Here is a 12,162-nt window from a genome sequence, read left to right on the forward strand (position 1 = left end):
GTGGGGCCTTTGTATTTGATCGTTCCCACGCTCTGCGTGGGAATGCAGTCCATGACGCTCCGCGTCACAGCCTCACGCAATACTCAAGCAGCCTTGGCCTTCGCCTTCCGCGGCTTCAAATACTTCATCAACCCCTGAAACCACATCACCAGCGCCGGATTCCCCTTGAGCTGGATCGACTTGTCCTGAATCCCCTGCATGAACGCCAGCTGCTTGTTCTTCGCCTGCATCGTGGCAAACCCGAAGGCCGCGTCTTTAAAGGCAATCGCAAACGCCGGCTCCGCTACCACCCCGGACTTGCTGGTAATGCGCTGATCCTTCACCACAAAATGCCGCGCCACTTTCCCGTCCAGAGTCTGTAGCTGAAACACCAGTTCCTTGTCACCCAACTGCTGCTGGAACGCAGGATTTGTCCGACTGGCCTTACCCATCAACAGACCCAGCATCCACAGAAGAAAACGAAATTTCATGCGCACAGCCTCAAAAGGGAAATGAACGGCTGGGGGAGTGTAAGGGATTCGGACGGATTCGCCACTATCCTGGATTGATAGAAGACGATGCAGGTCTTTTCTCGCATGATGACTGCCAAGTCACGCTTCCTAACCCTTGAGCCTGATCGTTCCCACGCTCTACGTGGGAATGCATCCCGTGACGCTCCGCGTCACACCATCCCCCGTCCTACACCTGAAGAAACACATTCCTGTAGGAGCTGCCGATAGCAATGGTTTCTTGTTCCTCTACCCCGCAACTCCTTGGGAAATGTCCTTCAAACTGCGGTGCTGTCCATGAACTAGGCAGGCTAGACCATCGTCGATAGCCTCTGTGTGTCACCGCAAAATCGGTGACTCGGACGTGCAAGTCCGGTTCAGGTGCACAATCGCAATGGCATTTCGCCGAGCCTTTTCCTATGCTCGCGGATCGTTATGGCGGCTGTGCGTCGGAGACCTTTGGGTCTGCCGGGCACCTGGACCGGTCTTGCACACCAACGCACAGCTGCCACCTATTTCGAAGTGCAAAGCGAAACGGTGTCAGCGTCTTAACTCCAGGGATGACATCCATGATCAAACCAACACCCAATCCACCAGAAACACCAGAAACCTCCCCCTACGAATCCCCCGATTCGAAGAAACTCCACGAAGCCGCCGAACGCGCCCTCGACCACCATTTCAAACCCACCACCCCACGCCCCAAACGCTTGGGCGGCCTGTTCGCCCTCTGCCCCAACGCCGACGCCGAAGCCCTCATGGCCAACGCCTCCGAAGACCTCCTGTCCATCAGCGCCTTCGCCGCCAACCTGGCCGACGACCTCGACGGCCCCCGCCGCTCGATGGCACTGGGCCTGAGCAGAATGGCGGACGGCGTGCGGTTGATGGTGGAAGGCACGCTCGATCACATTGAGTTTCGGGAGTATCAGGCCAAGCCGTAGCTGAATCGCGGGCGGAAAAAAGGGGACGTTGAGTCCCCTTTCTCAAATACCTGAGTCACCACTGGCAGCCGGTTTCAGGCAAAGCACTCATATTGCTATCGTGCTCGAATATATATTTCTTTCCGGACTTGCGGTTTGTGTAAACGATTCCGTAAATGAAGGGATCCTGGCTCGCCATTACATAATCACCAGTCACCATGCCTCCGGACACCTCCACCCACTTCGTCGTGATTTCGGGAGGGCGGTTAGGGTTTGGAAACTCTTCTTCCGCGCCGCCATAAACGAGCGCAATTGCCTCTTTCGACTTGCTGTACTTGACGCTCGCACCTTGCCATTTGACGGTCGAGTCGTAATAGGTCCGCAATTCAAAATTGATGCTCTTGCCCTCTTGTGAGCGGAAGCAATAGACCTCCGTTTTGACCTCGCTGTGAGCCATCACAGGAAAGAGGAACGACAGCGTAACGAACAATGCGCGCATTGATTTCAAACCGGTCATCCCTTCAACGGTTCAGAGGCAGCTGAAAGCGCATTCGCGCCGTGCAATAGACTGAATCTTCCCGGAGCACACGTTCGCTCATTTCGCAGTGCCCACTAGCGTATTGCTTAAATAGCGGATCATCGAGCTCAGCCCCTCCCAGTCGCTCGATTGAAGCCACCATTTCCCTCTCCCGGTTCTCACCGGCCCCGGCCATTACAGATGCCGATTTGTAGAAGCCATCAATCATCATCCCAGTCTGCAGAGCAACCAATTCCCCCAACCGGGCATTGGTTGTTTGCACCAGGCACCCAAGCCTTTCGATAGGCGCCTCTGCACCGGGCAAGGCCGACTGATAGATATCCTCGCAATACGCCTCTTTAAAGCGCACCCACTTCTTTTGCACATCGGTCAGTTGCTTCTTGTCAGCCGGCGCCAAACTGACCAGCGCTTTCTTGTATTGCTCATTCAGCACTGCATCGACTTTTTCGAAAGTCTGTTGACCGCAAATGATCATATCGGGATTGGAAAAGCTGTCGGGATTGCAGGTTTCCTGGGCATGCGCAGGAACCAGCAAAGCAGCCAAAGAAACACCCGCGACCAGCCCAAAAAACGCCTTGAGTTTGATCATGATCCGGATACTCCGGTGCTGCGCTCAGCTACCCGTCCAGATACCTTCGAGGCACCGAGCTCGGAGGCGCCGCACTTCAGCTCTTTGATTTGCTCGTTCTGAATTGGAATTACACAGGTGAGGCGCTTTTCGCCGATAGGACGAAGCTCTGTCAGGCTAAGTGTCACGTGCAAACCGTCGTCCGCAAATACGTGCCCCTCAAATCCCGCGTCGGCATAACCCGACCAAAACGACTTGCCATCAAAACTGCAAAAACGCTTTGAAGAAAGCACTCTCCAACCGCCGTTAGGCGCCAGAATCTGAACTGTCAAACAAGGACTGCCAAAGGTGCTGACATAACGCGCCACGACATCGCCGAAGCGCTGGGAGCCGGACAGGAACACCTTGTTGAGATCAACCACATTCCCCGGCTCGTCAGCGACGATTGTGTCCAGATAAGCCGCACGCTCCAGGCTCATTCTGGCAATGCAGTTGTTGATGGTCGTGACATGCGCTGCCATCCCCGGCTCAATTTCCGTGGCTTCGAGCGGGCACGTGGTGTCGCGCAGCTTGATCCAGGCGCGCTGGGATTCTCTGGTCATGGCAACCAGCGTCTTGCCCTGCTCCGGATCGCTCTGTTGCTGAGACTCGAAGCGCGCCAATAACTTCTTGTAGCTGATATTGAGCTGTGCATCGGCTTCCTTGCGGGCCGCCTCCACGCAGCGATCAACCTGCGAGCTCACGGTGATCTCTTTGCAGTTCTCCTCGGCCATCGCAAAGGAGGCAAACAGGCATCCGAAGGACAACGCTATAACGCGCACAAACATGTTCATTTTTTCATTCCCTGAATAACGGATCGCTCAACTGCACGTTGAGGTATTTTCTGCGCCTTACCGTCGGCACTCATTGCGTCGCGGTACTGGCTGTAATAGCGCTGCGCTTCGTCTTTGCGATCAAGGCGCCAGAGTGAATCGGCGATGTTCAACATCAGCACGGTGCGTTTACCGACGGCCTCAACGCCGCGATAAAACTTCAGTGCAAGCTCATCTTTGCCGCCCTCGGCCAGGTAAAAGCCTAGGTCGTTATAGGCCTGAACATTTTGCGCCGGGGGATGACACGCCATGTAAGACTCCGGACTTAAAAAGACCAGACCCCATTCGATGGACTCTGCGCGGGACTGCGCCGGTTCGTTACTTGAGACATGTTTCAGCAAGTCCTTTGGAGACCTCGTCTCCAGGGCGGGAGTGAGCACATCGCCGTCGCCGGTAACCCACTGATTGCCCTTCCACTGGCCGACACAAAAAGTGGCCGAACGATCAGCCAGCACACAACCGGTCTCCATGGAGATCACCGTGCAATGCTGTTGCGACACTAGCTTCTCTTCACCGTTTTCGTCCGACAACATGCCGAAGATCACCGGGTCGAGCAGCAAGGTTTTCTTGTCAGGACTGAGCATATTGGAGTGCCCATCGGCGCCAATATCGGCGCCAAAGAGCGGGAAGGTTTTGCCATTGGCGGTGAACCATGCAGTCGCCGAATCCACACCGGGCATCGCCCATTCTGTAGCCCGAAATGACACCGTGTTCCCGTTGACACCAACTATTGGCGGGTCTTCGGCAAACGCGCTCATAGCTCCGAACAGACAGCCGATCATCGATACCCACTTAAGGCTGTCCATAGTCGATCCTTTTCACTGACGGACTTTCCGACTGCAGCTGCCTCTTCGTCACGCCATAAGCCTTGATCAGCTCTTCCCAGGAGCCCTTCGAACCAAATGAGCGCTGGGTATTATCGAAGCTGTATTGCTCCAATCGCCCCGCCGTCGAGTAATACCCGCGCCATTCAGGGCAGGCGCCGCAACCGCCATAACCACCTATCGAAACAAGACTGCCCTTGGTGCCTTTCACACAATCCATCGCCACGACAACGTTACTCAGCATCTTCGCTTTCTTACCGTCAGACGTGAGCTGTGAAACCTTGTCGATGTTGCGGCGCAACACTTTGCCGCCAATGTTGATCGCCTGGTCGGAGCAAACCGGGATGAGGTGGGTTTCTGCGGCATCCACCGTCACGGATCGGCAGGACGACACCATCACCACTTCAACGCCGCCACATTGCATGACATCGCGCTGGGTGTAGGCATCCTTGGGAACGGCGAATGCTGGAAGCGAGAGCAGCAGCGAAAGGCTGCCCGCGAGTAGTCGGTTCATCCACTCATTCCTCATCAATCGACGGCGATTCCACGTCGGTCATGCCAAGCAGCCGGAACTCGTTGTTCACGAATTCGTAGTACCGATCCCGGTTACGGTTTTCCAGAGGATTTCCCTGGGCGTCTTCTTCGCCATCGAGCGTGACGCCGGAAATGATGATCAAGCGACTATCGGGCAGGTACGTCGTGTCGAAAGTGCTGCCGTCGTAGGCATTCGGAAGACCGCCAACGACATCACCGTTGTGGGCGTCCAGCACTTCGCCACAAATGGCGCCGCCGCCACAGCCGAACCTGTACAGGATGTAATGGCCGGCGAAGTTGACCTTGCCTTGCAGGGCCTTCGCACGGGTGCTGTCCATGACCGCGTTGCTTTGTTCTTGCTGCACCGGCTCATGGTTGGGGCCGCTGAAAACGGGGGTGACGGCGTAATCCTTAAAGTCGGGATCGGCGGCGAATGCCATGGAAGTGGCAGCTGATAGCAAGCTGCCGAGAACAATCGAAAATCCTTTCAAGTACTAACTCCATAACTGCAGTGAAAACCGTTGGCTTACTCAGACTGACCTTCATAACGCTGTGTCTGCGGGTTGAATTGCCACAGATGTGGTCGGGTCATGCCCTCTTCGCCCTTGTAGCGAATCCGCCCTCGCTTGTCCCTGATGTAGGAGTAGATCTCGATGTCCTTGAATTCACCGCCACCTTTGGGCGGACCGTCCAGAACTTTGACTCCGGCGAAGTAATCGCCACCCGAATACTTCAAGTAACCACGGCACTGGATCAGGAAGGCGAATGTGCTGTCCATCGATGAGCCAATGCCTACGCGGGAATTGAAGATGAAGTCTTCAATACCATCGCCATTTAGGTCGCCACGGAAGACCACGTGGCCTGGCTCGATAGAGAATTCTTTTCCATCGAGACTGGAAAGTATGTCTTCCGGATCTGCGCCGCTCTCCGGCCATTGCGATAAGAAATATTTGGAGTCAGTTTCCTGATTGCAGACACCTGCCGCCAGAACGGCCATTGGCAACCAGCTCATGCATAACACCAGCAGTCGTTTCACTTCACATCCTTCGAATTCATCAATTCCAATTCACCATCCCGATACAACACTTCGCACCCGATCCACGCCAGATCCACCTGCGGCATCACCGCCGAAGGCTTGCGCAGTTCCCGCAACAACGTCGAACCATGCGACAACCGTCCACCCATCCGCGCAATCACCGCCCGCGCGGCCTGATAGTGCGCGTGGCGCCCGGGATCGAGGGTGTCTTCCAGCAAGATGTCTTCGCCAAGAATGCCCCGCACCTGCCCCGGGTAAATCATGAATCCGGTGGCTTGCTCGGCACCTTCGCGGCCGTCCTGCCAGAAGCTGCCGTCGCGCGTGCGGACGTCCGGGTGCGGCGCAAACCAGTGTTCGCGATCCGCCAGTGGCATGGCGTGATGCAGGCGGAAGAAGATGCGCATCAGGTTGTCGCGATACCACTCGCGCACTTGCAGGTAGTAACCACGCAGGCCTGGCAGGCCGGTTGAATACGCGAGGCGGATCAGCCCTGACCATTGCGGGAACACCTGTAATGGCAGCGCATTCGACGCGGGTCGAGGTGTGGCCGGATCTGTCTCCCACGGCAGTCGATGGGGGCTGTTTTCCAGGTTGTCGTAAGCGGTGGGCGGTCGGCCCAGCCAGTCCCCGCCGCTGCTGGCCAGCGCCGTGGCGATGCACAGATTGCCCTGCACCACGAACACATAGAAACGGGTGAACCAGTCGGCCAGTTGCTGACCGTCAGCACCCTGGGCGACGAGGTCGGTCAGCTCCCGGTCGAAGCGCTGCAAGCCCTGTTCAAGGCTCAGCAAATGCCCGCGAGCGATACGCTGCATGCGCAGAAACAATGGCAGCGAACGCAACATCCGCAGCGGTCGCCACGGCAGATGCGGGGTCGCGCCGCCAACTTCACCGGCATAGTTGCTGGCGCTGATGCCCCAGTCGCCCAAACGTGCGAGAAACAGGTCGTTATTGATGTAAGACGCACCGCCAAACACGGCCGTGAACGGTTCGTTGTCCTGCAACACCCGCGCATCCCAACGGGCCATGATCGCCGGAATGCTCGCGGCGGCCCGGCGCTGGGCGTATTCCACCAGCACGCTGGGTTGCGGCGGCAGGATCTCGGCGATGTTGGCGGCCGTCAGGTGCCGGCGCCAGCCGTAGTCGCTGATCGGTCGGTATTGCAGCAGCCACAGCTGTGTTCCGTCCCAGGCCCATTCGACATCGCCCGGCACATAGTGGAACACCCGCAAGACATCCTGGAGAAAGCGCCACAGCACGTCTTCGGTCAAACCGTGGGCGGCCGTGAACGTGCCGCTGCGCCAGGCATCGCCGAGCCGCGAAAGCGTCGCTCGTTCCGGGCTGATCTGACCGTCGGCAAGGGACTCAAGATGACCTTCAACCCATTCAAGCTCCACCGACAGATGACGCACAAACGCGATGCCCGACACCTGCGGCGTGATGAAGCGCTGCACCACCACTTCCTCGACACCTTCGGCAGTCAGCGCGGCAATGCGCGCCGGCACGTTGGCGCTCGGCTCGCGCAGATAGGTCGTACTCAAACCGGCATTCGCCGAGTCGGCCTGATCTTCGCCATAACTGGAGGAGCGCACCGCCCAAGTCGCCTGTGGTTGGCGGGCGAGAAAGACCGGTAGTCGCGGGTCGTTGCAATCGTTGAGGGTCAGCGCCGCCGGCACCGGTTGCCGGGCCAGTTCCGCCAGACGCAAACGCCCGCCCTTGGTGTGCGCGACAAACCCGCGCTCGCCCGACTCCAGCCACTGCGCAAACGGCGCGGGCGCGTCGATCCACGGGTAATGACCCCAACCGGGTTTGAGGCTGATAGTCAGGTCTGCGCGCGCAAGAATCGCCGACCATGCGGCCGCTTGCTCGATGCCCAGTACCTTGTCCTGATCGCCCCAGACCAGTTCAACCGGGTCGGTGATCCACTCCAGCAATGGCAGCGCGGTGTCCGCACGGATCAGATCCCAGTGCGGCACAAACGCACGGCAGCGCGCATAACCGGCGCCCATGCGCTGATACTGCGCGGGCGTCCAGGTCTGGTTGGAGAACTTGTGCGCGAACAGCGTGGGTCTGTTCGACAACAGCCAGTGAATAGTCCTGCGGATTGGCAGCGGTGACATCAGCGCCGGCAATCGTCGCTGCCACAAAAAGGCGCCCACCGGCGCCAGCAACACACTGCGAGAAAAGTGCCCGGGCCGGCGTTGCAGCGCATGCAGCACCAGCAACGCGTTGACCCCGACGGCCATGATCGCGCTGCCCTTTTGCGTCATCGCCAACAAGGCCTGGGCGTAAGCCGCCAGATCCTCGCAGGGCGGCTGCGGGTTGGCGCCGAAGCCCGGCAGCTCCAGCGGCACCACGTCGTAACGCTGAAAATGCGGCAGCGCGTCATCCCACCAATCGGCGGCGCTGCCGTTGCCGGCCAGCAAGTACATCAGGGGCTTGCTCATGGGCGATCCTCAGGCCAGATCGCGCAGCGCGGCGTCGAGAGTCGGATAGCGGAACGTGTAGCCCGCCTCGCTCAAACGCTGCGGCACCACACGCTGACCGTCGAAGAACAGCTGAGCCATTTCCCCGGCCAACGCACGCACCGGCGCTGCAGGAATGTGGAACCACACCGGACGCTTGAGGACCTTGCCGACGTTCTCGGCGAAGGCTGCCTGACTGATGGTTTCAGGCGCGACCATGTTGTAGGTGCCGCGCAAATTTTCATCGTGGAAGGATCGAGCGATCACCTGAATCACATCGTCGCGGTGCACCCAGCTCATGATCTGCTGACCATCGCCCATGCGACCGCCGAAACCCAGGCGAAACGGAATCAGCAACGGCAGCAGCGCACCGCCCGGCCCGAACACCACGCCGAGGCGCAGCACCACCTGACGCACGCCAAACTGCGTGGCGGGTTGCGCCGAAGCCTCCCAACACGCACAGAGTTCGGCCATGAAACCGTCGCCCTTGCGGGCCTGTTCATCGAGGCTTTCGCTGGCATCGCGCACGCCGTAGTAACCTATGGCCGAGGCCTGAATCCACAGCGCCGGTTTGTGCCTGGCGTTTTCCAGCCAGGTCATCAACGCTTCAGTGATGTTGACCCGACTGGCGAGCAATTGCGCCTGCCGTTCGGGGCTCCAGCGCGGACCAGCGACCGGTGCGCCAGCCAGATTGATCACCACGTCGAAGGGTTCGTCGCAGCCGAGTTCGCTCAACAAACGCAAACAGCGAACGCGACCGTTGAACAGGTTCGCCGCTTTCAACGGATCCCGCGCCAACACGCTGACCGTGTGGCCGGCGTCGAGTAATTGATTGACCACGGCTTCACCGATAAACCCGGTGCCCCCGGTGATCAGCACACGCTTGTAGGCGCCGCCGACAAAGGGGTTGGACTTGCTCACGGTCCTTTCTGGTGGGGATTTTCGACGATCATGGCGCAGCAACCAGACCAGCGGCGGCAACAGCACCAGCAGCGCAAAACCGTCGAGCCACAGATGCGACCAGACCTGTTGTTGAGCTGAAAGCCACATGTCCTGCGGCGCCCATAACAGAACACCAGCCATCAACCAGCCCCAAATTGCGGGAGCTTTAAAACGGTTGCCGAGGTGCACCAACGCAAGCATGTACAGCGAATAACTTTGCAGCGTCGCGCCGAACAGCGCGAGCCACCATACCTGCTGCTCGTGACCGGCGGCAGGGACCGCATCGGCGCCCCAGAATGCGAGTTCGAGGGTGTTCAAATAGCCGTCGAGTAATCCGGAATGACCGGCCCAGGTCAGCGTGAGACCGGCGAGCACATGCACGATCGCGGCGGCATACAGCCAAAGCACCATCGCGGAGCGAAGAGAGAAAGAGGGGGCTGGCATTCCGTGTCCTGAGCGCGTTCCTTGAGGGCGGGGAGTTTAAAGGAAAATGGGGGTTGTCAGATGCACAAGCGTTAAACGTTTACCGTGACAGGCTCACGCCCAACAAGTGCGGAAGCGCATCAAGCATGAACCCGAAATTCAAATGCAGTGGCTCGCCTTGATCGGCTCTGGACCTTGCGACTTCAATCGCGCCACGTTGTCGATGCTCAACCGATGACCTTTGTCAGCCGCCATTTGATAACAGGCTAATGCTCGGGACATATCCTTTGTTCCCAACTCGCCACCCTCAAAGGTAGAAGCCAGATAACTCATTCCCTCTATGGAGCCCATGTTGATTGCTCGAATGACCTGCTCTTCTGCCTGCTTGGGATGAAGACAAGGACCGTTATAGTCGGTGGAGTTTCCTGAACAAAGAAACGTGGCATAGCCCAACGCACCACTCGGTATTTTCGAGGCCGCTTTGAACAACGCCTCAACCTTGCTCGTTTCCAACTGAGACGCCATCTGCGAAAGGCTCAAGCTTGCCGCTGAGAGACTCGCCTGTGGGTCACCCGACTCTGCTGCACAGACATAGTTTTCCAGAGACGCTTCAATCAACTCCCCAGTCAGAGGGTATTGCTCAAGAAAACCTAACCCTCCTAAAGCTTCAGCACGCTGTTCGCAGAAATTCTCAGCGCGGCTCATTCCGGGGTTACGAGTTGCGACAAGATCCTTCTCACTCACTGACCAATCCTCAATCCCCTCAAGCACCCAACATGCCTGACGAGAGAAGTTGAAGATTTTCACATTGCTGTTGCCCGCCCGCTTATCGACCACGTTGACGTGACTGTCATCGACCTCTTCAATCTCGACTCCAGGTGTCTTGCCGGGTGTGATGGCGGCCATCAGCGGGTAGGTGAAGGAAGCTCCGCTGACGCCCGAGGTCGAAGGCTCAAAGGTACTACGGTCCTTGCCTGCTACCGGCTTCAAAACAAGCGACTTGACCGTCATCGCAGTGAGACGGCGCTGTAATTCACTGCTGGCGGAAAAGGCTGTCAGGAAAGCAGGGAACTCCTCCGAAGGACAAGCGCCGTTGGCCGGCGCTGTCGAAGTACTCTTGTCGGATGCAAGAGCAGGGACGATCTTGTCCAGATACGCCGAGCGTTCGCGACTCATTCTGGCGATGCACGAGTTGACCGCGAACACATGCGCTGGCATCCCCGTCTCGATCTCGAATGCCTCCAACGGACAATTCGCATCGCGCAACTTCAGCCATGCACGTTGCGACTCTTTAACCTTCGCCGCGTACTCCGCGCCCAATGCCGGATCTGCTCGATAGTCAGACTCAAGCCGCGCCATCAATTGCTTGTAGCTGACGTTCAGCTGCGTATCGGCAGCCTTCTTCGCCGCCTCCGAGCACGGCACCATTTCCAGGCTAGAGGTGACATTGCTGCAGCCATCCTGCGCATACACTGCTGAAACAGGCAGCAGCACGGCCAGCAGGGTAAAAACAAAACGTTTCACTATGTTCTTCCTTGAGTCATTCAGGCTTTGCGTTTGGCGAACCGGGTGACGCATTGCTTGGCTATGTTCATTTCCCAATAGGTGCTGAGCAAAGCTTTACGTTTTTTATCGACACGCAAATTAACGAAGCCATCGCCACAGTCCGGCTGTAACTCTTTGAAGGTGCCCGTTCTGGCTTGGTAAATGAATACCCGGTAGTAGTCGTAAGTGCCCATGCCGTCATCGAGCTGCCGGACCGCGAAATCCTTGGCGCCGTCAAAATTGAAATCATCGACCTGCACATGGAGTTCGTTTTCGGCTTGAAAATCGATTGTCCGCGACTCGTTATGCGTTTCGCCTTTAACCGCGATGTTCAGCGTGGAGCCTTCGAGAACCAGCGCCGCCTCGACGCCTTGGGTTGGGCTGAACGTCGACGTCTCGGCAAACGCCTGGAGGGTCCACATCAAGCCGAGCAGTGGTACCGCTAGATTTTTGAATTGCATGTACTTGCCTAACTTTCACTGAAAAACGCGGCTCGTCTCAATTGCAGTTTTCCCGAGATTTCGCCGCCTGTGGAATACGTCCACCTTTTCCGTTTTTTGTCATTTGCGCGATGTATTCCTTATAAAGCGGACATGCGTCGGACCTCATTCCTATATCCCAATAGGCATCTGCCAAATTTAGTGTTGCAACGACTCTCTCCGGGAATTTTTTATGAATCTCCCTCAAAAGCAAAGCAGCTAAAACATTGTTTTTGCTGCGATACAAATAATAAGCATAGTCATTTAAAGGTCCGACATTATCATCAGCAACAATCAAAGTCAGCTCATACACCAGCTCTTGGGGAATGTTCCGCCTTACCTTATTCCCGCTATCATCGAGCCCATAAAATAATTCTCCTTTTTCACCCTGAGGAAGCTCGCTAAGGATATATTTGAAGTCTTTCCTGATTTCTGCAAGCTGAGTCTCATCACTCAAATAGCTAAACTTCGGTGCACTTTCTGAGAATTGAGAAAACAAAGTGAAACACGATATACGCTGAACATTAAATT

General features: G+C 57.2%; 14 protein-coding genes. 1 reads left to right on the forward strand and 13 read right to left on the reverse strand.

Translation table 11 applies throughout. From position 1 onward, the window contains the following. Positions 1-83: 83 nt before the first annotated feature. Positions 84-470 carry an SCP2 sterol-binding domain-containing protein gene (locus EIY71_RS21655; RefSeq protein WP_134023023.1) on the reverse strand — a complete coding sequence of 129 codons (387 nt, stop codon included), beginning with the start codon at positions 468-470 and terminating at the stop codon, positions 84-86. A 587-nt stretch (positions 471-1,057) separates the two neighbouring features. On the opposite strand from EIY71_RS21655, the gene EIY71_RS21660 reads away from it, so the two are divergent. After that, a complete protein-coding gene (locus EIY71_RS21660) occupies positions 1,058-1,426 on the forward strand; it encodes a DUF6124 family protein (protein ID WP_134023025.1) in 369 nt (122 codons plus the stop codon). A 55-nt stretch (positions 1,427-1,481) separates the two neighbouring features. On the opposite strand, the gene EIY71_RS21665 is transcribed toward EIY71_RS21660, so the two are convergent. From EIY71_RS21665 to EIY71_RS21720, 12 genes are all read right to left on the reverse strand, one after another. Further along, the gene (locus EIY71_RS21665; RefSeq protein WP_256661101.1) at positions 1,482-1,922 is read right to left on the reverse strand and encodes a hypothetical protein; all 441 of its coding nucleotides are present in this window, start codon (positions 1,920-1,922) and stop codon (positions 1,482-1,484) included. A gap of 4 nt (positions 1,923-1,926) precedes the next feature. Beyond that, on the reverse strand, positions 1,927-2,532 hold the full coding sequence (locus EIY71_RS21670) for a lysozyme inhibitor LprI family protein (protein WP_134023027.1): 606 nt from the start codon (positions 2,530-2,532) through the stop codon (positions 1,927-1,929). Then, the gene (locus tag EIY71_RS21675) at positions 2,529-3,338 is read right to left on the reverse strand and encodes a lysozyme inhibitor LprI family protein (protein ID WP_134023037.1); all 810 of its coding nucleotides are present in this window, start codon (positions 3,336-3,338) and stop codon (positions 2,529-2,531) included. The genes EIY71_RS21670 and EIY71_RS21675 overlap by 4 nt, the downstream gene beginning before the upstream one ends. Before the next feature lie 2 nt (positions 3,339-3,340). Continuing rightward, complete coding sequence (locus EIY71_RS21680) at positions 3,341-4,189, reverse strand: type IV pilus biogenesis/stability protein PilW (protein ID WP_134023029.1); 849 nt, start codon at positions 4,187-4,189, stop codon at positions 3,341-3,343. Then, positions 4,176-4,721, reverse strand: coding sequence for a hypothetical protein (locus EIY71_RS21685; protein WP_134023031.1), 546 nt, complete (start codon positions 4,719-4,721; stop codon positions 4,176-4,178). Before EIY71_RS21685 ends, EIY71_RS21680 begins: the two co-directional genes overlap by 14 nt. Positions 4,722-4,725: 4 nt before the next feature. Continuing rightward, complete coding sequence (locus EIY71_RS21690; protein ID WP_039765437.1) at positions 4,726-5,181, reverse strand: hypothetical protein; 456 nt, start codon at positions 5,179-5,181, stop codon at positions 4,726-4,728. 86 nt (positions 5,182-5,267) lie between these two features. Continuing rightward, complete coding sequence (locus EIY71_RS21695) at positions 5,268-5,777, reverse strand: hypothetical protein (protein ID WP_111539323.1); 510 nt, start codon at positions 5,775-5,777, stop codon at positions 5,268-5,270. Further along, positions 5,774-8,224, reverse strand: a complete 2,451-nt coding sequence (locus EIY71_RS21700) for a hypothetical protein (RefSeq protein ID WP_064600448.1) — start codon at positions 8,222-8,224, stop codon at positions 5,774-5,776. Before EIY71_RS21700 ends, EIY71_RS21695 begins: the two co-directional genes overlap by 4 nt. Before the next feature lie 9 nt (positions 8,225-8,233). Continuing rightward, entirely contained in the window at positions 8,234-9,628 is a 1,395-nt protein-coding gene (locus EIY71_RS21705) for a TIGR01777 family oxidoreductase (RefSeq protein ID WP_082934453.1), read from the reverse strand. A 138-nt stretch (positions 9,629-9,766) separates the two neighbouring features. Further along, positions 9,767-11,131 carry a lysozyme inhibitor LprI family protein gene (locus tag EIY71_RS21710; protein ID WP_064600451.1) on the reverse strand — a complete coding sequence of 455 codons (1,365 nt, stop codon included), beginning with the start codon at positions 11,129-11,131 and terminating at the stop codon, positions 9,767-9,769. A 20-nt stretch (positions 11,132-11,151) separates the two neighbouring features. Next, entirely contained in the window at positions 11,152-11,613 is a 462-nt protein-coding gene (locus tag EIY71_RS21715; protein WP_064600452.1) for a hypothetical protein, read from the reverse strand. A 37-nt stretch (positions 11,614-11,650) separates the two neighbouring features. Continuing rightward, the coding region (locus tag EIY71_RS21720) for a type IV pilus biogenesis/stability protein PilW (protein WP_372239292.1) at positions 11,651-12,162 on the reverse strand (512 nt) is incomplete at its 5' end.

Origin of the sequence: Pseudomonas sp. CH235, from assembly GCF_004368175.1 — a bacterium.
Classification (GTDB): Bacteria; Pseudomonadota; Gammaproteobacteria; order Pseudomonadales; family Pseudomonadaceae; genus Aquipseudomonas; species Aquipseudomonas paraglycinae.